The sequence below is a fragment of the Halomonas sediminis genome (genome assembly GCF_044871105.1).
GTDB classification, from domain to species: Bacteria; Pseudomonadota; Gammaproteobacteria; order Pseudomonadales; family Halomonadaceae; genus Vreelandella; species Vreelandella zhuhanensis.
Window position 1 is genome coordinate 977,630 of record NZ_CP085246.1, and the last position, 21,862, is coordinate 999,491.

General features: G+C 57.5%; 24 protein-coding genes and 1 pseudogene. 21 read left to right on the forward strand and 4 right to left on the reverse strand.

Going from position 1 to position 21,862, the window contains the following annotated elements; translation table 11 throughout:
- Positions 1-142 precede the first annotated feature (142 nt).
- The 9 genes and pseudogenes from LG290_RS04745 (at position 143) to folD (ending at position 7,854) form a co-directional block, all read left to right on the forward strand.
- Complete coding sequence (locus LG290_RS04745; RefSeq protein ID WP_499836449.1) at positions 143-817, forward strand: GntR family transcriptional regulator; 675 nt, start codon at positions 143-145, stop codon at positions 815-817.
- A 455-nt stretch (positions 818-1,272) separates the two neighbouring features.
- Positions 1,273-1,659 (forward strand): phasin family protein, encoded by a 387-nt coding sequence (locus LG290_RS04750; protein ID WP_499836450.1) that lies wholly within the window; start codon positions 1,273-1,275, stop codon positions 1,657-1,659.
- 241 nt (positions 1,660-1,900) lie between these two features.
- Positions 1,901-1,998, forward strand: a pseudogene (locus LG290_RS04755) (IS1595 family transposase); the annotation flags it as partial.
- A gap of 12 nt (positions 1,999-2,010) precedes the next feature.
- Positions 2,011-2,598 (forward strand): exopolysaccharide biosynthesis protein, encoded by a 588-nt coding sequence (locus LG290_RS04760; protein WP_499837029.1) that lies wholly within the window; start codon positions 2,011-2,013, stop codon positions 2,596-2,598.
- Positions 2,599-3,226: 628 nt separating this feature from the next.
- Positions 3,227-4,372, forward strand: coding sequence for a glycine cleavage T C-terminal barrel domain-containing protein (locus LG290_RS04765; RefSeq protein WP_499836451.1), 1,146 nt, complete (start codon positions 3,227-3,229; stop codon positions 4,370-4,372).
- Between the two features lie 98 nt (positions 4,373-4,470).
- Complete coding sequence (locus LG290_RS04770) at positions 4,471-4,950, forward strand: methylenetetrahydrofolate reductase C-terminal domain-containing protein (protein ID WP_499836452.1); 480 nt, start codon at positions 4,471-4,473, stop codon at positions 4,948-4,950.
- Positions 4,947-5,960, forward strand: a complete 1,014-nt coding sequence (locus LG290_RS04775; RefSeq protein WP_499836453.1) for a methylenetetrahydrofolate reductase — start codon at positions 4,947-4,949, stop codon at positions 5,958-5,960. Before LG290_RS04770 ends, LG290_RS04775 begins: the two co-directional genes overlap by 4 nt.
- Positions 5,961-6,103: 143 nt before the next feature.
- Positions 6,104-6,979, forward strand: a complete 876-nt coding sequence (purU, locus tag LG290_RS04780) for a formyltetrahydrofolate deformylase (protein ID WP_160417200.1) — start codon at positions 6,104-6,106, stop codon at positions 6,977-6,979.
- Between the two features lie 14 nt (positions 6,980-6,993).
- Complete coding sequence (gene folD / locus LG290_RS04785) at positions 6,994-7,854, forward strand: bifunctional methylenetetrahydrofolate dehydrogenase/methenyltetrahydrofolate cyclohydrolase FolD (RefSeq protein WP_499836454.1); 861 nt, start codon at positions 6,994-6,996, stop codon at positions 7,852-7,854.
- An 82-nt stretch (positions 7,855-7,936) separates the two neighbouring features.
- Here the strand turns inward: folD and LG290_RS04790 are convergent, their stop codons facing one another.
- From LG290_RS04790 to LG290_RS04800, 3 genes are read right to left on the reverse strand one after another with little or no spacing between them, the layout of a single operon-like run.
- Complete coding sequence (locus tag LG290_RS04790) at positions 7,937-8,428, reverse strand: Lrp/AsnC family transcriptional regulator (RefSeq protein WP_499836455.1); 492 nt, start codon at positions 8,426-8,428, stop codon at positions 7,937-7,939.
- Entirely contained in the window at positions 8,425-8,562 is a 138-nt protein-coding gene (locus LG290_RS04795) for a hypothetical protein (RefSeq protein ID WP_160417197.1), read from the reverse strand. Before LG290_RS04795 ends, LG290_RS04790 begins: the two co-directional genes overlap by 4 nt.
- Before the next feature lie 40 nt (positions 8,563-8,602).
- Positions 8,603-10,042, reverse strand: coding sequence for a dihydrolipoyl dehydrogenase (locus LG290_RS04800; RefSeq protein WP_499836456.1), 1,440 nt, complete (start codon positions 10,040-10,042; stop codon positions 8,603-8,605).
- A gap of 323 nt (positions 10,043-10,365) precedes the next feature.
- Between LG290_RS04800 and LG290_RS04805 the strand changes: the two genes are divergently transcribed.
- The 4 genes from LG290_RS04805 to LG290_RS04820 all read left to right on the forward strand — a co-directional run bounded on the left by LG290_RS04805 (position 10,366) and on the right by LG290_RS04820 (position 14,462).
- Entirely contained in the window at positions 10,366-10,815 is a 450-nt protein-coding gene (locus tag LG290_RS04805; RefSeq protein WP_499836457.1) for an OsmC family protein, read from the forward strand.
- A 26-nt stretch (positions 10,816-10,841) separates the two neighbouring features.
- Positions 10,842-11,642, forward strand: a complete 801-nt coding sequence (locus LG290_RS04810; RefSeq protein ID WP_499836458.1) for an enoyl-CoA hydratase — start codon at positions 10,842-10,844, stop codon at positions 11,640-11,642.
- 38 nt (positions 11,643-11,680) lie between these two features.
- Positions 11,681-13,321, forward strand: coding sequence for an acyl-CoA synthetase (locus LG290_RS04815; RefSeq protein WP_499836459.1), 1,641 nt, complete (start codon positions 11,681-11,683; stop codon positions 13,319-13,321).
- Between the two features lie 205 nt (positions 13,322-13,526).
- The gene (locus tag LG290_RS04820) at positions 13,527-14,462 is read left to right on the forward strand and encodes a LysR family transcriptional regulator (protein ID WP_499836460.1); all 936 of its coding nucleotides are present in this window, start codon (positions 13,527-13,529) and stop codon (positions 14,460-14,462) included.
- A gap of 15 nt (positions 14,463-14,477) precedes the next feature.
- Here the strand turns inward: LG290_RS04820 and LG290_RS04825 are convergent, their stop codons facing one another.
- Positions 14,478-14,657 carry a hypothetical protein gene (locus LG290_RS04825; RefSeq protein ID WP_499836461.1) on the reverse strand — a complete coding sequence of 60 codons (180 nt, stop codon included), beginning with the start codon at positions 14,655-14,657 and terminating at the stop codon, positions 14,478-14,480.
- 256 nt (positions 14,658-14,913) lie between these two features.
- Between LG290_RS04825 and LG290_RS04830 the strand changes: the two genes are divergently transcribed.
- The 8 genes from LG290_RS04830 (at position 14,914) to LG290_RS04865 (ending at position 21,856) form a co-directional block, all read left to right on the forward strand.
- Complete coding sequence (locus tag LG290_RS04830; protein ID WP_499836462.1) at positions 14,914-15,453, forward strand: porin family protein; 540 nt, start codon at positions 14,914-14,916, stop codon at positions 15,451-15,453.
- A 187-nt stretch (positions 15,454-15,640) separates the two neighbouring features.
- Complete coding sequence (locus tag LG290_RS04835; protein WP_499836463.1) at positions 15,641-16,504, forward strand: diguanylate cyclase domain-containing protein; 864 nt, start codon at positions 15,641-15,643, stop codon at positions 16,502-16,504.
- Positions 16,505-16,701: 197 nt separating this feature from the next.
- Positions 16,702-16,899 carry a Flp family type IVb pilin gene (locus LG290_RS04840; RefSeq protein WP_499836464.1) on the forward strand — a complete coding sequence of 66 codons (198 nt, stop codon included), beginning with the start codon at positions 16,702-16,704 and terminating at the stop codon, positions 16,897-16,899.
- 111 nt (positions 16,900-17,010) lie between these two features.
- A complete protein-coding gene (locus LG290_RS04845; protein WP_499837030.1) occupies positions 17,011-17,514 on the forward strand; it encodes an A24 family peptidase in 504 nt (167 codons plus the stop codon).
- Positions 17,515-17,617: 103 nt separating this feature from the next.
- Complete coding sequence (locus LG290_RS04850) at positions 17,618-18,994, forward strand: DUF8689 domain-containing protein (protein WP_499836465.1); 1,377 nt, start codon at positions 17,618-17,620, stop codon at positions 18,992-18,994.
- Complete coding sequence (gene cpaB / locus LG290_RS04855) at positions 18,991-19,812, forward strand: Flp pilus assembly protein CpaB (RefSeq protein ID WP_499836466.1); 822 nt, start codon at positions 18,991-18,993, stop codon at positions 19,810-19,812. The genes LG290_RS04850 and cpaB overlap by 4 nt, the downstream gene beginning before the upstream one ends.
- 49 nt (positions 19,813-19,861) lie before the next feature.
- Positions 19,862-21,457 (forward strand): type II and III secretion system protein family protein, encoded by a 1,596-nt coding sequence (locus LG290_RS04860; protein ID WP_499836467.1) that lies wholly within the window; start codon positions 19,862-19,864, stop codon positions 21,455-21,457.
- Positions 21,458-21,616: 159 nt separating this feature from the next.
- Entirely contained in the window at positions 21,617-21,856 is a 240-nt protein-coding gene (locus LG290_RS04865) for a hypothetical protein (RefSeq protein ID WP_499836468.1), read from the forward strand.
- The last annotated feature ends 6 nt before the right edge of the window (positions 21,857-21,862 follow it).

Below are 21,862 nucleotides of genomic sequence, written 5' to 3' on the forward strand. Positions count from 1 at the left end.
AGTGTTGAAATATCTATCAGGTAGTCTGATATATACATCAATACACCGTGGATTATACTAGTGTCAATTTCGATGGGTTAGACAAAGGTGTAAATTTGGCCTTGCCCGGCATGACACAATAGGACAAGAAAAGAGGGACGATATGAAACGATCCAGTGCTCAGCGGCTTCGGGATGCCTTGGAGGACGACATTATCAATGGCCGCCGCCTCCCCGGCGAGCGGCTCGACCCGGACGCCCTGTGTCGGGAGTTCGATGTGTCGCGTACGCCGGTGCGCGAGGCCGTCCAGCAACTGGTGGCCAGCGGTCTAGTCACTGTCTCGCCCAAGAAGGGCACCTTCGTGGCTCGGGTGGGTCTCGACGAGCTGGTTGAGATGTTCGAGGTGATGGCCGAGCTGGAAGGGATGTGTGGGCGACTCGCCGCGCGGCGCATCACCGAGGAAGAATTCGCCAAGCTGGAGCGGGCTCACGCGCGCTGCGAGGCCGCTGCCTTGGCCGGCGATACCGACGAGTACTACTACGAGAACGAGGGCTTCCACCAGGCCATCTACGCGGCGAGCCACAACCGCTATCTCGCCGACGAGGCCAGCCAGCTCAAACAGCGCCTCAAGCCCTACCGACGCCTGCAACTGCAGGTGCGACACCGCATGGGCACCTCCCTGGCTGAGCACCGCGGAATTCTGGCCGCCATCGAGAACGGCGACACCGGAGCTGCAGAGCGTCTTATGCGCAACCACGTGCTGATTCAGGGCGAGCGTTTCAGCGACTTTGTGGTCAGCGTCAAGCGCCTCGACGGTGCCTTGACAAGGACCGATTGAGTGTCGTGCGGCGATGTCATCCTTTCGTGTATTGGCGCACGGTCCAGCGCATGACAGCAAGGAAGGCTCGGCGCTGATGGCGATTATATGGGCTTTAGTGAAACGAGAGTTTTCTTGATCTGAGTCATTTTTAGGTGAGGTTGAATTTTTAAATGCTGTTAACTTAACTTGGGTTAATTCGCTCCTAGGTCAGGGGGATTATCTTGAAAATATGGGGTAACGAGCAAGGATACGCTCGATATGGCCAGGAGGCCTTGCCCCATACCTGTTTCTATTGCCCTGTTTTTTAGCCTGTCCGCAGGGCAATTTTTATTTCTCGTCCTTTCATTCGAAATCGCGGTTCCCACGCCCTGCCTTCCGAAATGTTGCACTGCACAAAAAGCCCTGCTATTGTTGCACTGCAACAGGGCGGGAATCTCCCGTTCCATCGCATTCAGAACCCGGAGGTTCTCATCATGACCAACGCATTTGACACCAAGCAGATCACCAATCAATTCGAATCCATGTTCTTCGGTCCGGCTCGCGCCTACGCCGAACTTTCCGTGAACTACACCGAGAAGCTGGTCAACGCCCAGCAGGACGCTGTCAAGGCTTACTCCGAGACTAGCCTGACGCAGCTGCGCAACCTCATGAACGTCAAGGATGCCGAAGGCCTCCGCGAGTACATGGAAGGCCAGCAGCAAGTCGCCAAGGGCCTGACCGAGCGCCTGAAGGGCGATGCCGAGAAGGTCGTGGCCCTGCAGCAGGACTTCGTCAAGGATAGCCAGAAGCTGACCGAAGAGAACGTCAAGCAGACCCAAAAGGCTGCTGAGAGCACCGCCAAGACCGCTAAATCTGCCTGATCCAGGCGCCGGCATGGCCGGCGCACTGAAAGGGTAATATCAAGGGCCGCCGATCATCGATCGGCGGCCCTTTTATTGGTCAGCACCTGATTACGCATGTTGATCAGCTATCATGCCGCCCCGGGGCTATATTGGAATCATATGGACGGTCAAGGAGTTAGTGTCATTGCTCAAAATCCCATTCAGTGTCATCACTGCCATCATCAAACCTCGCTCACCGCTGGTACCATTCTGGCCGAGGTTCGAGTACCGCTTCAATCGGCGCTATGACCTCAAGGCCATGTCCCGCGCTTTCTGACAGTGGCGGTGAGAACATCGCCGATGTCGTACCGGCTCTTATGGAGACCTTCGATGCCCCGGCCGTTGCAAAACCTCGAAGAACTGCTCGATCGAATTGGCGAATTGGCACGCGACAACGATCAGGTCTCTATCGGGATGGTCGTCGAGTCGATTGGCAGTCGCTCTTTCGGGCCGCTGTTGATGCTCATCGGTATCACCCTTTTTTCACCGCTGAGTGGTGTGCCGGGCATGTCGGTCTTCATGGCGTCGTTCGTATTGCTGATAGCCGTACAGATGCTGATTGGCCGAAAGCAGTTCTGGTTGCCACATTACATCCTCAACCGTTCGGTTGAGCGTGGCAAGCTGCAGAAGGCGCTGGACTGGCTCAACAAGCCGGCGCGGGGCATAGACCGGGTTCTCAAGCCGCGGCTGACATTTCTGGTGCATAATAAAGGCGGCAGCTACGGAGTTGCCGCGCTATGTGTGGTCGTCGGCCTGTGCATGCCGTTCATGGAGCTGGTACCGTTTTCAGCCTCGGCCGCTGGCCTGGCGCTGCTGACACTGGGGCTTGCACTAGTCGTGCACGACGGCTTGTTGGTACTGCTTGCGCTTGTGGTATTGGGCACAACTTTCACGTTTGTCTTTGTCAACATACTGTGATTCGCCCCACCTGCTGACCGACGCGATATTTTTCAGTTGTAGCCTCTCTCGTCAAAGTTTTCATGATGCTTCTCATGCCACGGTAGGCTAATGAACATATGGAAATTCCCCGCAGGGAGTCGGCATGGTGACTGGCTGAATGACCTTTCCCGCGCCCTGTCACCCAAAGATAAATTCGATGGGTATCTTGCCATGGATGACACACCATGAATCGGCCGCTCGGGCCGATAATTGCTTGTGGAAAATAAATAACCATAGGCGATTAAGATCATGATTGTCAGCTCATTAAATTATATACGCAGCGCTGCCCAGTGTTGAGATGCTACCGCCTGTCGTTCGGTGGCGCTGCGGAGGGTCCGACCCCCACCGATGGCCGCAGGGATGATGACTGACCCAGGAAACCGAACCGGGAGGAGGCTTATTCGCAAGAGCAGGACCAAACGGCCTGCGCTTGGTTAACAATTGGCCTGTTCAGGCTTATTTGTCTGTGGTTTTCAGTCCGCATTGTAATGCCAGGTGCGGTTATAGTTGGTTTTGCCGAATATCAATGAGTTCGCGCAATCAATTGAATGCTACAACAAGAAAGGTAACCAGCATGGCAAATGTTACGTCAAGAAAGATAATCAGCATGGAAAAAGAAGATGATTTTGGCTTCGGAACACAGATCCGAAAGTCCCCCTACTTTGACGCAACAGTCCGTTGGGGGGCAAAAGGTTTTTCAGTATACAACCACATGTATATCCCGCGTGACTTCGGGGATCCGGAACAGAATTTCTGGAACCTCGTGAATGAGGCTATCCTTTGCGATGTTGCCGGCGAACGGCAGGTAGAAATCACCGGCCCGGATGCGGCGAAATTCATGCAGAGCCTAACCCCGCGTGATTTGTCGGAGATGGCTGTTGGGCAGTGCAAATATATACTGATCACCAATGCGGACGGTGGCATTCTGAACGACCCGATTCTGCTACGGCTGGCAGAAAATCACTTCTGGATCTCTCTGGCTGACAGCGACATCCTTTTGTGGGCGCAAGGTGTTGCGGTTCATGCCGGGCTGGATGTGAGTATTCGCGAACCTGATGTTTCCCCCTTGCAATTGCAGGGTCCGAAGTCGGGCGAGGTGATGAAGAAACTCTTTGGCGAGAGCATCATGGATCTGCGCTACTACTGGTTGCGCGAGGTCGAACTTGACGGCATCCCACTGATTGTCTCGCGCACCGGCTGGTCGAGCGAACTGGGCTATGAACTTTATCTGCGTGACGGCACTCGAGGGGACGAACTCTGGGAAAAGATCATGGCTGCAGGTGCGCCCTTTGGGTTGAAACCTGGTCATACCTCTACGATTCGCCGCATCGAAGGTGGGATGCTTTCCTATCACGCTGACGCGGACATCAACACCAACCCTTACGAACTTGGGATGGACCGTCTGGTGAACCCCGACATGGAGGCCGAGTTTATCGGCAAGGCCGCATTGCAGCGCATCCGTGAAAATGGCGTGAGTCGCAAGCAGGTCGGACTGTGTATCGACATGGCGCCCCTCAAAGGACCCAACACTACATTCTGGCCGCTTAGCAAAGATGGCGAAACAGTCGGCAAGGTGACGTCTGCGGTTTATTCCCCACGTCTTGAACAGAATATTGCTCTGGCCATGGTTGCTATTGAACATGCCAGGATTGGCAATGAACTGGAAGTTCAAACCCTATCCGGGCCAGTGCAAGCTGTTGTTGTCGAAAAGCCTTTCTTCGACCCCAAAAAGAAGATCGCTATATCCGCTTGAACGCCAGCCCGTTATGCGGGCGCCTGAGTGTGTGCTCGAGTACGACGACAGCGGCAATAATTGGCTCCACGGCGGTGCTGCCGTGGTAGGAGAGGCTTGTGTATTCTGTTCGTCTTTGGGCCGTGCGGCACGCGAGATTTTTTGAGGTCATCTACCGAATATTCGAACCGGTGATCGTCAAGTTGCACCCGCTGTGGAAGTCGGTAGGTTACCAGCGCGCCGAAAAGCCGGTGGGCATGCTGGAGAAGCTCAGCAAGGGGTTGCTGTTCGACTGCAAGATGTGTGGTCAGTGTATCCTCAGCTCTACCGGGATGTCCTGCCCTATGAACTGCCCTAAAACTATGCGCAACGGTCCCTGTGGGGGAGTACGCGCCAACGGCAATTGCGAGGTCAAGCCGGAAATGAAATGCGTCTGGGTCGAAGCCTGGGAGGGAAGTCAGAAGATGAAAGGTGGCGAACAGATTCAGGTGGTGCAACTGCCGGTTGATCATAGTCAGAAGGGCAGTTCGTCTTGGTTGCGCGTGGCACGTAGGGCGTCGGATCTAAAACAACAAGAACATAAGGGGGATTCAAAGTGAGCTTTAACGATGGAGCTGATGATTGCAATCCAGTATCAAGGAAGCCGGGCTATAGCTCTGCCGGACGGCTGGAACGGGTGCTGAGGACCGGGCATTTTGCGGTCACCGCCGAACTGGCTCCGCCTGACTCGGCGAACCCGGAGGAGGTCTACGCCCGGGCCCGAGTCTTCGACGGTTACGTAGACGGCATGAACGCCACCGATGGTTCCGGCGCCAACTGTCATATGTCAAGCGTTGCGATGTGTGCGCTGCTGTCACGGGTAGGTTATGAGACGGTGATGCAGATCTCCTGCCGCGATAAAAACCGGCTTGCCATTCAGGGGGATGTGCTGGGGGGGGCAGCACTGGGTATCAACAACATCCTCTGCCTGACGGGTGATGGTGTGCAGGTGGGGGATCATCCGGAAGCCAAGCCGGTTTTTGATCTCGACTCCATTTCATTGCTGGAAACGGTAGCCAGGTTACGCGATAAGAATGAGTTTTGCAGCGGTCGAAAGATCAGTGATCCGCCGCGGGTTTTTCTCGGTGCGGCAGAAAACCCATTTGTTCCGCCCTACGATTTCCGACCTCATAGGCTGGCGAAAAAAATAGCAGCAGGTGCTCAATTTATTCAGACACAGTACTGCTTCGATCTACCGCGTTTCAGAACGTTTATGGACCGCTCGCGTGATCTGGGGTTACTGGAGAAGTGTTTTATCCTGCCCGGAGTGGGGCCGTTGGCCTCAGCGCGAACAGCAGTCTGGATGCGTAATAATGTCCCGGGAATTCACATTCCGGATGCAGTGATCAAGCGTCTGGAAGGCGCAAAGGATCAGAAAAAAGAGGGGCAGAAGATCTGTATCGAGCTCATCCAGCAGCTGCGAGAGATTGAGGGGGTTAGCGGTGTCCACGTGATGGCCCATCGCCAGGAAGATACTGTAGCAGAAATTATCGAAAAATCCGGAGTGCTTGATGAACGACTGCTATGGTCTCCCTCCTGCGACGAAGTGCTTAAGAGAGACCACGCTTAAATAATTAGTGTTTATATTCCCGGTTGAAAAGTGAATAACTCGCTAAACAATTGAGTCTGAAATTCCACTGAATCAGATGAGAGTGTTCAGGTTGTTGTCTAGCGAATCGAAAAACAATCATTAATATTTATAGGCTTTCTGTTATGACAAAAAATCTGGACCACACTAACCAATTTGTTCTTACCGTCAGCTGCGAAACTGGGCCTAATATTGTTGCCGGTATTACATCTTATCTGTCAGAGCATGGTGGCTATATCTACGAATTATCTCAATTCGATGACAAAGTCACCGGCCAGTTTTTCATGCGTACTGTGTTCAATACTCTTCCTGATTCCTGCTGCTCCTTTGAAGAGATGCGCACCGGGTTTGCTGACCTTGCAGATAAATTCGGCCTGAAGTGGGAGATGCATGAGGCCCACCGCCCGACAAAAGTCTTGATCATGGTATCTCGGTTTGATCACTGTCTGGTTGATCTTCTCTACCGTTATCACAAGGGCGAGTTAAACATCGAGATTGTCGCGGTGGTATCCAACCATCTGGACCTTAGACCGATAGCCGAGCATGAAGGCATTCGCTTTATTTACCTGCCGGTGACAAAAGAAACCAAACCGGAAAAGGAAGCTGAGCTGCTCAATATCGTCAACCAGACCGGCACCGAGCTGGTGGTGCTAGCGCGGTATATGCAAGTGTTGTCCGATAAGCTCTGTGAGAAGTTGCACGGCCGGGCTATCAATATCCATCATTCCTTCCTGCCCGGCTTTAAAGGCGGCAAACCTTATCATCAGGCGTTTGAGCGTGGCGTTAAGCTGATCGGTGCCACTGCGCATTATGTGACCGGTGACCTGGATGAAGGTCCGATTATCGAACAGGCCGTGCAGCCGGTTAACCATGCTTACTACCCGGACGAACTGGTTGCTCTAGGTCGGGATACCGAAACGATGGCGCTGGCACGCGCGGTGAAATTGCATACAGAGCACCGCGTCTTTCTCTCGGGTAACAAAACCGTTATTTTCAAATAGAAGTAGAGGGAGTCATGGCTCAATTAATTGACGGAAAACAGCTCTCGACTCAGGTTCTGCAAGATGTTGCTTCTGAAGTCGAATTGCTCAGGGCCGAGTATGGCATAGTGCCGACGCTGGCTGTGGTGCTGGTGGGCGAAGATCCTGCCAGCCAGGTGTATGTGAGAAATAAGGTAAAACGGGCGGAAGAAGCGGGGGTGTGTTCTATTGCGCACCGCCTTGACGCCGAATGCACCCAGGATGCCCTGAATCAGCTAATCGATGTTCTGAACAATGATTCTCAGGTGCACGGCATTCTGGTGCAGCTGCCACTACCCTCGCATCTCGATGAGGAGGAGGTGATAGCTGCCATCAATCCGGTCAAGGATGTTGATGGCTTTCACCCGCTAAATGTTGGAGCACTGGCTGCCGGGCGAGCGTCGCTAGTACCGTGCACGCCACAAGGTTGCATGATCATGCTGCGTCAGGTCCATTCGGATCTTAGTGGTAAAAATGCCGTGGTGGTGGGGCGCTCTAATATTGTGGGGAAGCCGATGGCTGCGCTGCTGTTGCAGGCAGACTGTACTGTCACTATTGCACATTCACGAACGAAGAATATCGAATCACTTTGCCGCAATGCCGATATTGTGGTGGCGGCGGCTGGCCGGGCGGAACTCATCAACGCTGACTGGATCAAGCCTGGTGCAACGGTCATTGATGTCGGTATCAACGCCATTGATGTTAATGGCAAGAGAAAGCTCATGGGTGATGTGGCTTTTGAATCGGTTGCCCGGGTCGCTGGTGCAATTACGCCGGTACCTGGTGGCGTGGGCCCGATGACGATCGCCTGCCTGCTTTTGAATACGACACGCGCAGCAAGGCGTCAGTTGGCCTGACCTTCAGGTCATGCCCTGATCGATTCCGACGCCGCCAAGGCGGCGTTATAGGCGAGGATCTGGAGCAGACGCTCCTTCCGGTTCAGTTCCCTGGGTCAGTCATCAGGTTAGCAAGATTGGGTTGGGTCGATTTGATCTCTCTGGTTGCGATGTAAGTCATGTAGCGGTCGATCCCCAGCTCCGCTGAAAGAAGTTCTTCCATCACGTGCTGAAAAGCGGGAAGGCTGGGCGTCACTACTTTCAAGACGTAATCCATGCCACCCCCCGTCGCTATACATTCGACGATCCCATCCACTTGACCGATATGATTCTCAAAGCGGTCGAAATCCGATTTGCGATGCTCCTTGAGCGAAACTGTGACAATCACCTTCGTGACAGCCGCGATTTTATCGAGCGCGATGTCCGCATGATATCCACGTATCAGCCCAGCTGCCTTTAATCGGTTGAAGCGAACCCAACATGGCGTCGGAGAAAGATTGACTAGCTCTGACAGCTTGATTTTGCTGAGCTGCCCATGCTGTTGCACTGCGCAAAGAATGCGAATGTCCGCAGCATCAATAGCAATTTTTCTCATTTATTAGCAGCCTTCATTGTGATCCCAAAACCCAGCACGGTCTTGGCCCCGTTGAAGGCGGGGATCTGCGCGCTGGCACGGCCACTGACGGTGATGAGGCGCCCATGCTGGAACTGGATGAAGTTACGGGCCATGGCGCTAAATCCTTGACTGACAAGAGGGTTCCAGTATAGCTCAGACTGTCGTAATAGCATGATCAGCAAGCGTAATCAGGTAACGCCTGCGCTTTTCCCGAGCGTCGATCAAAACATCCCGCAACAGCTCTTCGGCACTGGGATGGTAAATTGGCATCGATAGGACTTGCTCCGCCGTCATGCTGTGTGTGATGGCTAGGGCAAGCAGATGTGCCAAGTGTTCAGCCTGGTATCCCAGCAATTCGGCTCCTAGAATGACGCCGGTTCGCGCGTCCAGGTAGACCTGAATACGCCCTTGGATCTTGTTCCAGACCACATGGCGGGGACTGGTAAACGGCAGGTCGCCAATGACAATCTCCTGACCTTCAAGTTGCCGGAAACTCTGGCCGATGATGGCGATCTGAGGATCGGTGAAGAATACCATCAATGGCGGTCTACGCTGTGCAGGCACCGCTTCCGGGTAGTTCAGCGCATTATCGGCGGCGATACGTCCCTCATCGAAGGCTTCGTGCCACACCGGCAGGTGGTCGGTCGCATCTCCGGCAATAAAAACGGGATGGCCAGAGCAGCGCATCGTCTGCGGATCGACTGTCACCACGCCGGCTTCATCGAGTTCCATGCCGCTATGCTCCATGCCCAATCGGTCTACGTTGGAGACCCGCCCCGTGGCGACCAGTACCTTGTCGAACACCTTGATGACCCGCTGGCCATTCGACTGCTCGTACTCGATCCAGGCGCCTTCAGCATCCTCCCAGGTGCTCATCACCAAGCCGCTGGGGTAGATATCCAGTTCGGTGGCGAGGCTACCAAGCGCTTCCTGCTGCATGGCCGGGTGGGTGAGGGCGTTGATCGTTCCGGAGCGGCCATAGATTGTCGTTTCGACGCCCAGTCGATGGAGTGCCTGCCCAAGTTCCAGCGCAATGACGCCCATGCCGATCACGGCTATCGAGCGGGGCAGGTCCTCCAGCTCGAAGACCGTATCGCTGGTGAGGACGCGGGCCATCACGGGCTCGAACACCTCGTTGACCGCAGGCCGGGAGCCGCAGGCGAGGATGAACTTCTTCGCATTGACCTCGACCGATTCGCCCACCCTGAGGCGGCCCGGTGCGATGAACCGGGCGCGTCCTTCCAGCTTGTGGTGGGCCGGAATCTTGTCGACGTAGCGGAGGTTGTTGGCGACGAATCGATCATCCCGCTCCCGGCGCAACCGTTCGAGGACCTTGCGGCCATCCACGCGACCCGAGGCTGGCACCCCGAAAAAATCGCTGGTGGCCAGGTGGTGCGCGTGATCGGCAGCGGTGATCAGTAGTTTGCTGGGCATGCAGCCGACCCGTGCGCAGGTGGTGCCGTAGGGACCGTCCTGGATCATCACCAGGCTATCGGTCTTGCGGCTGATCTTCGAGTAGGCGCCCAACCCCGAGGTGCCGGCGCCGATGATCGCGTATTCAACATTCAGGGTCTGCATACTAGATTCACTCATGGGACTCCTCGTCTTTTTATTGGGTGTTGTCGGTTTTGGCTTCGTCTCCTGTTTGAATGAACAAGAGCAAGTACAGACTGGCCGGGGCCTTTTACGGGGTAAAGCGATCATTTCTAAGCGTTTGACTTACTTTTCGTAATCCATGGATTGCTGCTTGGCCGGTGGGCCTCCTTCTGACCTCGTGTGAGGATACCAGCCCGCTGATAAAGCAGTTTGCAAGATTTCACATTAGCCAGACTAATCTAGCTGCTTAGAAATCGTCGTTTTACAGGTATTCCCCGGATCACTTACGGTGACGTCATTCGTAAGCAGGAGACTTATCCATGTCAGTTCATCAGTCCGCCATCAGTTGGCAGCGCAAACCCCACGAAACCGATGCAAACACCTTCTCGCGCAATCATCACGTCACGTTGAATGGTGGCCAGAAGGTCAATGTTTCCGCATCGGTCGAATTCAAAGGTGACCCGAGTTGTGCCGACCCGGAACAAATGCTGATTAGCTCGGTGTCCAGTTGCCATATGCTGTTTTTCCTGGCCATCGCCGATTTTCAGGGGTATCAGGTCGAATCCTATGAGGACGACCCAGTCGGCCATCTGGAGAGCAATGATAAAAAAGGCCTGAAGATAACGCGTATTGAATTGTCGCCCCGAATTACTTTCGGTGGTGACAAGATGCCGGATCAGAAGGCGATATCCAGAATCCACGCCAACGCCCATAAAAACTGTTTTATTCGCAATTCGATCACCGCCGAGGTGACGATCAATCATCTTTAACCAGCCATCTCTGGCGGGAGTCATCTATGAATCACAGTCAAGCGTCGGAAGACATTCTTCTCAGGGAGGACAAGGATGGGGCCGTCTATCTCACATTGAATCGGCCGGATAAATTCAACACTCTTTCCGAAACGATGCTGGCCGCCTTGCAGCAGGAGCTGGATGCGATCGCCGCCGACCCCGCTGTCCGCTGTGTGGTGATCGGTGCCAAGGGGCGGGGATTTTGCGCCGGTCACGACCTGCGGGAAATGCGTGAAAATCCCGACCACTCCTATTACCAGGCGCTGTTTCGTGGCTGCAGCCGGCTGATGCAGAGTGTCGTCGCGCTGCCGGTGCCGGTCATCGCCAAGGTCCAGGGTATGGCCACGGCGGCCGGGTGCCAGTTGGTGGCCAGCTGCGACCTGGCCATCGCCGCCCGATCGGCCAGCTTCGCGGTGTCGGGCATCAACGTGGGCCTGTTCTGCTCGACCCCCGCCGTGGCGCTGTCACGCAATGTCTCTCCCAAGCGGGCGTTCGACATGCTGGTATCAGGCCAGTTTATCGATGCGGATACTGCCCTGGAGTGGGGGCTGTTAAGTGATGTCACCGCTGACTCCGATCTGGAGGCTGCCGTGGCCGACAAGGTGGAACAGATCCTGAGCAAGAGTCCTGCGGCGGTGCGCTTTGGAAAGTCCATGTTTCATCCCCAGCGTCAGATGGCACTGGCCGACGCCTACGACTTTGCCGGCGAGGTGATGGCCGAAAACATGCTGAGTCCTGACGCAGGCGAGGGGATCGATGCCTTTCTCGGAAAGCGTAAACCCGTCTGGGCACTACCGGGCCGCTAGCGAATATGTCGCACAATAAAAACAACAGGGGAAAGACCATGAATGATATCTGCGATTTCAATGAGGCCCTCGAAAAGACAACGGCCAATTATGTTCCGCTGTCGCCCTTGAGCTTTATCAAACGGGCGGCCGCCGTTTATCCCGACCGGACGTCGCTGATCTACAACGAGAGGCGTTATAGCTGGCGGCAGACCTACTCCCGCTGTTGTCGACTGGCATCCCTGTTGAAGCATTTCGGCATTGGCCGGGGCGATACGGTGGCCGTCATGCTGCCGAATATCCCGGCCATGTACGAAGCCCACTTCGGCGTGCCCATGGTTGGAGCGGTATTGAATGCGATCAACATCCGCCTTGATCCGGAAGCCGTGGCCTTCATTCTCGATCATAGCCGCTCGCGCCTGCTGCTGGTTGATCCCGAGTACGTGGACGTGGTCGAAAAGGCCTTGGCCCGGTTAAAAGGACCGGCACCCATGGTGATCAACGTGTCCGACCCGAGTCAGGGCGAAGAGCGCTTTATCGGTAACCTGGAGTACGAGGCGTTGCTGGCCGAGCAACCGGAGCGGGACGACTGGCAGCTGCCGGCCGACGAGTGGGATGCGATTGCGCTGGGCTACACCTCCGGCACCACCGGCAACCCCAAGGGGGTCGTCAGCCACCATCGCGGCGCCTACCTGAATGCGGTCAGCAACGTCCTGTCCTGGACGCTGCCCCGGGAGGTGGTCTACCTCTGGACGCTGCCGATGTTTCACTGTAACGGCTGGTGCTTCCCGTGGACGCTGGCGGCGATCGGCGGGACCAACGTCTGTCTGCGCCGGGTCGACCCGGAGGTGATCCTGGGCCTGATCAGGCAGCATAGGATCAGCCATTACTGCGGTGCGCCCGTCGTCCACGCCATGATCGCCGATGCCGCAGTGGCTGCGCGGGAACCGATCGAGCACAAGGTGTCGGGGCTGATCGCCGGGGCGGCGCCGCCCGCATCGGTGCTGGAGCGGATGGAGAAGATCGGTTTCGAACTCACCCACGTCTACGGCCTGACCGAGACCTATGGCCCCGCTTCGGTGTGCGCCAAACAGGATGGCTGGGATCAACGTCCCCTGGAGGAGCGGGTCCGGCTCAACGGGCGTCAGGGGGTGACCTACCCGCTGCAGGAAAGCATCGCGGTGCTGGACATGGTCACGCAGGAACCCGTCCCCGCCGACGGCGAGACGGTGGGCGAGATCATGTTCCGGGGCAATATCGTCATGAAGGGCTACCTGCGCAACCAAGCCGCCACCCGCGAAGCCTTTGCCGGCGGCTGGTTTCACTCCGGGGACCTGGCCGTGGTGGAGTCGGATGGCTACATCAAGATTCGCGACCGGCTGAAGGACGTGATCATCTCGGGCGGGGAAAACATCACTTCTCTGGAGGTCGAGGACATCATCCAGCGCCACGGCGACGTCGAACTCGCGGCCGTGGTGGCGATGGCTGATGCCAAGTGGGGTGAAGTCCCAGCGGCCTTCGTCCAGCTGCGGCCCGGCAGCGAGTTGAGCGAAGCCGCGCTGATCGCTTTCTGTCAGGAGAATATCAGCCGCTTCAAGGCGCCCAAAAAGGTGATCTTCGGGCCGTTGCCGACCACCTCGACCGGGAAGATCCAGAAGTTCATGTTGCGCCAGCAGCTCGAGGCCAGTCTTTCCGCCTGAGTCGGTCGGGAAACAGAGCTTGAAACAGGGCTTGAAACAGGGCTTGAAACAGGGCTTGAAACAGGGCTTGAAACAGGGCTTGAAACAGGGCTTGAAACATAGCCATGGGGTAAGCGGTATGGCTTACGCACCAGCAGCGATTATAGTGGCCCTCAACGGGGTCACTTGATCGCGTGCCCCACCGCCATTCTTGCGAGTACTGGTCATGTTACGACGCCCACCCCTGATCGCACTCTCCTATTTCGAGGTCGCCGCGCGAACAAAGAGTTTCGCCGCGGCCGCCAAGGAGCTCAATGTCACGCCGGCGGCGATCAGCCACCAAGTCAAGGCGCTGGAGGAATATCTCGGCGTCGATCTGTTCGTCCGCCACCACCGGCGGGTCAGCCTGACCCCGGCCGCGCGCCTGGCCCTGCCGGAGCTTCAGGAAGGCTTTCAGACGCTGGGTCGCGCGGTGGACAAGATCCGCGCCTATGGCGAGGAGCGCCTGATCGTCACCGTCTGCGCCGAACCCCTGTTCGCCACCAAATGGATCGTGCAGCGCCTGCACCGTTTCTACGCCCGTTGCCCGGAGGCCGAAGTGCGGCTGCAGGCGAGCCTGCATACGGTGGACCGCACCCGTGATAGCGGCTTCGGGGTGGCCGAGCTCAAGCGCGCTGGCATCGACGTTTCCGTGCGCCTTGGCTACGGTAGCTACACGGACTTAGAGCCTCAGCGGCTGATGAGTTTGGAGCTGGTGCCCATCTGCGCACCGGAACTGGCCGCCAAGGTGGACGGTGTCGAGACACTGCGCGGGCTGCCGTTGCTGTGCGACAGCACACTCAACCGCTTCGACGAGCCCTGCGGCTGGAAGGAGTGGTTCAGGCAGCAGGGAGGTGAAATCGGCGCGTTCCGGGAGCTGCGGTTTGGCAACGGGCTGCTGGCGCTGGAGGCGGCCCTCGCCGGCCAGGGCGTCCTGCTCGGCAGCCGGGACCTCCATCAGGCGGAATTGAGTACAGGAAAGCTGGTGGTAGCCTTCGATAGCCCGCTGAACTGCGACCAGGCGTACTACGTGGTCAGCGCGGGCGCGGGCGCAGGCCTGGAACGACCCATCGCCGGACAGTTTCGTGAATGGTTGTTGGATGAGGCAAATATGCTTGCCTGATACTGCCGTCGTAACTCAATAAGCCATAACGGTGGTCGGGGTGACCAGGCTCTCGACCTGGCGATGGTGATCTATCCACTGGTTACCGGGACCCTGGAGCTCGCAGATCTCCAAGCGAGTACCTTTCTTGAAGGCACCATCCACGCCGGGGCCCAAGTCGTGGGGGCCGGCTAGATGTTCTCTGCGCCACCTCATAATCATAGCCCGACTTTTTAGTTCGGTTGACAGAGCAATTGCCTACTGTTTCTCAGTCAGCTTTACTCACGCCTTGACAGCTGGGTCATTGGCTCGCCGGTGACAGCTAATAGCCTTGCGTGACCCCACCAATTGATGAGTAGCGTCTGGTAGATAAGTACTGTCCAGAAAGGGAGCAATACGCTAGCCTCTAGTAGTTCCGTCATTTTTTGTAAACGACAGAGCTACGCAGAAACTATCAAGGGAGATTCCAAGAATGAAAAAGGAAATTTACGCGTTCATGTTGCTAGGCATGATTTCTAGCCCCGCTTTTGGGGAGGCCGCTGGAACTAGCTATGCAGGATTACAGTACGCAAAGATTAACTATGAAGATGTCTATGGTGGTGAAACTGAGCCAAGTGCAGTGATAGGCAGGGTGGGACATTTTGCGAATAATTATTTTGCCATCGAAGTTCGGGCAGGTATGGGCCTTGACGATGATGACGTAGAATGGAATGGCTATAGAACAGACGTAACGGTTGAATTAGATTACTTGTATGGCGTGTACGGCGTGGGTCACTTGCCGCTTACCGATATGCTCTCTGTCTATGCCCTAATTGGATATACAGGCGCAGAAGCGACAGCAGAGCTCTATTCCATGTCAGAGAGTGATACCGATTCAGACTTTTCCTATGGCTTAGGTGGGCAGGTGCAGTTTAATCCAATCGTCTCTGGAACGATTGAGTATGTCTCCTATTTAGACAAGTCAGAATTTGAAGTCACAGCCCTAAGCGCGGGGCTTAATTTCAAGTTCTGAAATTAATCAGAGGCAAGCCGCCTGAATCAGTTTCTTCTTAATCTCTTAAAGAGCCAGTCAAAAGCTGGCTATTTAATTACATTAACAGCCTAGACCTCAACAGCCCCTGGAAGCTTGCAGGATTTCTTACCGGCCCTCTTCGCGATCGTGCTATAAGCGAGAGACATGAACTGAATTGTCCTGACCTATGCCCATAGACCTGCAATCGCTCTACCCCAAGCTGATTCATCTAATGCTGGACACCGTCTTCGTGGTCGATGGTGACCACCAGATCGTCTTTGTGAGTGATGCCTGTGAGTCACTGCTAGGTTACCGTGCCGACGAGCTGATCGGCACCTCGATCACCGACCACATGCATCCTGACGACCTGGCGGTCACCCAGGCCTCCATTCTGCGGGTCATGAACGGTCAGCCCCACCTCGATTTCCGCAACCGCTATCTGCGCAAGGACGGCAGTATCGTACATATCCTGTGGTCTGCGCGCTGGTCCGAGGAGGAGGAGGTGCGGATCGGTGTCGCGCGGGACGTGACGGCCCTTATGCAGGCCGAGGCGGAATTGCGCTTTCTCGCCCATCATGACCCCCTGACCAAGCTGACTAACCGATCGCTGTTCTACGATCGCCTGGACTCGGGGCTGAGTGCGGCCCATCGCCACCAGAACGGCCTGGCGTTGCTTTTCCTGGATCTCAATGACTTCAAATATATCAATGATATCCATGGCCATGCGGTGGGTGATGGTGTGCTCTGTACGGTGGCACGTCGGCTGGAAAGTTGCGTACGTGAGACAGACACGCTAGCCCGCATGGGCGGTGACGAATTCACGGTTCTGTTGACCGACATCCAGTCCGCGGATGCCGTTTCGAAGAAGATTGAGCAGATTCACATGGTCATGGCCGAGCCGCTGGACGCTGAATTCGGCGGGCTCAGAATGCCGTCCTGCAGTATCGGTGTGGCCAGTTATCCCGCTGATGGGGAGGATGCCGCTACCCTGCTGAGCCGTGCGGATGACGATATGTACCGGATGAAAAGGCTCCGTTCGGTAGCGAGATGACTGCGCCCCTTGCCCCTTCCCGACTATGCGTTTTCGCGCATCCCGCCTGCCTGTGCAAGATCCTTCTATAGTGTTGCAAGATAATTCAAGCGTAACTGCTCCGTAACAGCGATGATCAATCACGTGAGCGTTCGGAAAGGCCGGCGCTCCTCAACGAAGTAACTCAAGTTGATTGGCAAACGCCTGGGAGAAGTGACATGAACAAGTTGATGCAAGGAATCGAGCGTTTCTGGAAGGATGAAGAGGGCGCAGAGACGGTGGAGTGGGTGTTGGTCTGCGCTCTTCTTGTGGCCGGGTTTGTGGCGGGTTATGCAGCACTTGGTGAGAATATTAGCGGCGTATTTACAGCAATTGCCAATAAACTTAGTACGTCAGCTACAGCTATTGGAGGATGATTTTAGTTGTTGATATTAACAGGGCACCGAAGGTTGGTGCCCTACCTTATGAAGCTACAAATTTTGGATTTTGAAAACAAAATGATAACAGCATTCTTGGTGCTTTTTATAATGCTTTGTGTTGCTGCAGCTTGGGACATTAGGCAGCGTCGCATCCCCAATTTTCTTGTTCTGTCCGGAGCTGCTGTGGGGTTTCTTCTCCAGGTAGCGCTGGCAGGCCCGGCCGGTGTTCTGGTCGCCATGTATGGATTATTGGCGGGCTTAGCGATCTTGATGCCCGGCTACCTGATGGGCTTTACCGGCGCTGGGGATGCCAAGCTGATGGCGGCGGTGGGAACCTTTCTAGGGCCATTGGGGGTCTTTCAGGCGGCATTGGCCAGTATTCTGGCGGGCTCATTGATCGCTATTGGGTATATCGTTTTTGCCGTTTTGTTTCGCCAGACGGCTTCGCCCATGGCGCGCTATGGATTGATGGCTAAGACCTTGGTAACGACGGGTAGGCCACTCTATATCGCGCCGGAAAAAGGCGAAGTGATGGGGCGAAAATTCCCCTTTGCGGTGGCCATAGCCATCGGCACAACGGCCTGGATGATCTGGCAATGGCCGCTGGGCTAATTACAACAAAAACTAGTCACGATAAAGATTAAAAGCTCAGTGATCATCGCCAGGCCATCGGATTTCTTATTTTACAATTTGTAACAATAATGCGGGGTCGACCATGCTTCAGGAAGAGGCGCTAAAATTACAAAGCGTTACCGAAGGCCAGGCGGCTGCCCGGCGGGCGCCACGCCCCGGTACGGTGGCGGAAACCGGACTGTCGCTGCTCTATCTGGGCGATCTGCTGGTCAAGCACCTCTTCGAGCAGGGCGTGCTCGACCTGCACCAACTCAGCCGCGAGAGTGCCTTGGCCGGCAGCGTGGTGGAGGAGGTGTTCCGCTTTTTGCGCGAAGAGGGGCGCGCGGAGGTGCGCGGCCAGGGTGCCAGCGGGGCGCTGCGCTTTGGCCTTACCGACCGCGGCCGTGCTTCGGCGCTGGAAGCATTCAACCGTGACGGCTACAGCGGCAAAGCGCCGGTCACGTTAGAAGCCTACAACGAGCGAGTGCGCGAACAGGCGCTCTCCAACGTGGGCATTCGCCGCGACACGGTGATGAAAGCCTTTGCCGACACCGTAATCGACCCGGCGCTGCTCGACCAGCTCGGGCCGGGACTGCACTCCGGCCGGGCCATGTTCATTCACGGCCATGCCGGCACCGGCAAGAGCTATATCGCCCGGCGCCTGGTGCGGCTGCTGGAAGGCGAGGTACTGGTGCCCCACGCCATCCTGGTGGGCGGCAAGGCAGTACGCTGTTTTGATCCCGCCGTGCACCACTCCCTGGAAGACCCGGCCGAGACGACGCCCGCCGTGCAGCTCTACCTGGAACAGGGCCACGATCCGCGCTACGTGCGCTGTCATCGCCCCTGCGTGATCACCGGCGGCGAGCTGACCCTGGAGCGCCTCGAGGTGCAGTTTGATTCTGCCACCCATATCCATCAGGCGCCGGTGCAGCTGCTGGCCAACAACGGCATGCTGGTGATCGACGACCTGGGCCGCCAGCGCATGTCGCCCACCGAACTCTTCAACCGCTGGATCGTGCCGCTGGAGGAACACCGCGACTTCCTGTCGCTTGCAAACGGCTATCACTTCAGCGTGCCTTTCGACGTGGCGCTGGTCTTCTCCACCAACCTCGACCCCCTGGCGCTGGCCGACGCTGCCTTCCTGCGCCGCATCGGCTACAAGATCCGCTTCGCGCCGCTCGAACGTAAGGCCTACCTGGCCATCTGGCAGCAGCAGTGCCAGGCGCAGGGGCTGCCCTTCGAACAGGCGCTTGCCGACTTCGTCATCGACGAGTTGCACGCCCGGGACGAGGTACCGCTGCTCGCCTGCCATCCCCGCGACATTCTGAGCCTCGCACAGGACCAGCTCGACTATCAGGGGCTAACGGCCCCAGACCGCGAGACCCTGAGCTGGGCCTGGCGGACCTATTTCGGTGACTTCTCCGACGCCGCGAACAAGGCGAACGGGAATGCCGCCAACAACCGGAGGGCCGCACCATGAAACGCAAGGGTATTTTTGCCATGTTCGCGATTTCGCTGATCATGGCGCTGGGGGCCGCCGTGGTGGCCATGAGCTGGATGCAGGAGCAGGGCGGCGACGACGAGCGCGTGGATGTGAACCAGGTGGTGGTGGCCGCGCTGCAGGTGCCCTTCGGCACCACGGTGGAGGCCTCCGACCTGAAACTGGTGAACATGCCGAAGGATGTGGTGCCGCCCAACAGCTTCACCGATATCGAAAGCGTGGTGGGGCGGGTCAGCAACCAGGTGATTTATACCGGCGAGGTGGTGCTCGAAGGGCGGGTTTCCGAGCACCTGGGCGGCAGTGCCCTGGCGGCGCTTCTCGACCCCGGCATGCGGGCGATGAGTGTGCGCGTGGATGACATAGTGGGGGTGGCTGGCTTCCTGCTGCCCGGCAACCGGGTCGACGTGGTCTCTTCCAAGCGCAACGGCAGCCGCAACAACGTCGAGTCGAAGACGGTGCTGCAGAACCTCAAGGTGCTGGCCGTGGATCAGATCACCGGCCAGGAGCGCGATGGCCCGGTGATCGTGCGCGCGGTCACCCTGGAGGTAACCTCCAAGCAGGCCGAGACCCTGGTCAATGCCACCCAGGAAGGCAAGGTGCTGCTCACCCTGCGCAACCCCCTGGAGAAGGAAGAACAGGAAGACATGATGGCGGCGCAGCGCTCGGTATTGAACCTGCCGACGCTGGAGAAGCGTGACGAACCCACACCGCCACCACGCCGGCGTGCCGCCCCGGTGCAGCATCGGGTGAGCGTGCTGCGCGGCACCCAGATGAGTTCTGTCAATGTACGTAACTAGACTAGACTAAGAATAACAGCCCAGGAGGGCTGAACAGGGGAGCATTACCATGATCATCAATAACAAGCCCAAGGGGCGCCACGGGGCCATGAAGGGGCTGGCCCTGGCGCTGGTGGCAATGCTGGCGGCAGGCTGGGGTATGCAAGTTCCGGCACAGCAGCGACCGGACATGGATAATTCCCGCCGCGTTTCCATGCCGCTGGAAGGCCGGGCAGTGTCGGTGGCCGTGGCGATCAACAAGGGGCAGGTGCTGGAGTTTCCTCGCCCGGTGCGGGTGGTCTCGGTGGGTAACCCCGAGATCGCCGACATCGTGGTGATGGGCTCGCGGCAGCTTTATGTACTGGGCAAGTCCACCGGCACCACCAATGTGGTGCTGTGGGACCGCTCCGAGAACCTCCAGGGCGTGCTCAACGTCACCGTCACCCACGACCTCGAAACACTCAAGAGCCACCTGCATGAATTGCTGCCTGGCGAGCGTATTCAGGTGCGTTCGGCCGAGGAGGGCATCGTGCTGAGTGGCGAAGTCTCCAGCGCCGCTCGGCTGGAGACCGCCATGCGCCTGGCCAACCGCTTTGCCGGCGGCGAGGAGGACAGCGTGCTCAACCTGATGCAGGTCGGCGGTGCCCAGCAGGTGATGCTGGATGTCAAGGTGGCGGAGGTGTCGCGCTCGCTGGTCAAGCGGCTCGAAGCCAATTTCAACGTCTTCAACGTCGGCTCCTCGGCACTGCGGATCGGTGGGGTCAGCGGCGGGGCCAGTTTCCCGGATGCGATTTTTGATGATTTTGATGGCGTCGGTGGCGGCCGAATGCCGGCTTTCGGTGGTGGCACACCAGTTGGGCCTGTCGTGGATGAGTTTGCACCGGCCACCGCCACCATCGCAGATACCGGCATCTTCGCCAGCTACCAGCGCGCTGACTACCTGCTCAACCTGGTGCTGGACGCGGCAAGCCGCGAGGGGGTGGCCAAGATCCTCGCCGAGCCCAACCTCACCACGCTCACCGGCCAACCGGCGCGCTTTCTGGCCGGCGGCGAGTTCCCGATTCCCGTGCCCCAGGGCGATGGCCAGGTGGCCATCGAGCACAAGGAGTTCGGCGTGGGGCTGGGCTTTCTGCCCGTGGTGCTGGACTCCGGCATCATCAATCTCAAGGTGGATGTCTCGGTTTCCAACCTGGTGTCGGCCAACAGCCTTCAGGTGGGGGTGGGAAGCGGTGTAGACACGCAGTTCTTCGTGCCGGCGCTGACCAAGCGCAGTGCCAGCTCCACCTTGGAGCTGGCCTCCGGCCAGACCATCGCCATCGCCGGCATGCTCAACGAGAGCCTGCGCGAGAACGTCTCCAAGCTGCCGGGCCTGGGTGAAGTGCCGGTGCTGGGGGCGCTGTTTCGCAGCCAGGAGTTCATCAAGGAGCAGACGGAGCTGGTGATCTTCGTCACGCCGCGCCTGGCGCGCTCCTTCAATCCCGAGCAGGTGCGCCTGCCCACCGGCTCCTTCGTGCCGCCAAGCGATCTGGAGTTCTATCTGCTGGGAAGCTTCCAGCCCGTCGCGGAGGGCGTCAGCCCGCGGCCGAGACCTTCGAGTCTCGACCTGGAGCTGATGTCAAACCGCCAGGAGGGCGGAACCGAGGGGCGCTTCGGCCATGATCTCTGATCACCCACAGGTTTCACCACTATGTCGATACAGGGTATACGCCGGCACAGGCTACGGCCCAGCCAGGGAGAACACACCATGACGAGCTTTGACACGACCAGAACGACTGCCCCGGCTAGGGGAGCTGCCAGGCGGGTCACGAACCGCGGATTCGGCGGATTGAGCGGATTGAAGGCATTAGGTGTAGCCGCCCTTGCCCTGGCGCTGGCCGGTTGCGCGCCGCGCCCGGGTGCCGACCTGCCCGCCTACGGCGACAGCGTGCGCCATACCAAGGCGCTCCAGACCTACGAGCCCGGCGACAAGGTGCCGCTGCTGCATGGCGCCAAGGCGGCCGATGCGATGCGCACCTATCGCATTTCGCCAGCCGGGGGCGGTCAGGCACCCAGTTCCACGCAGTGACCGATT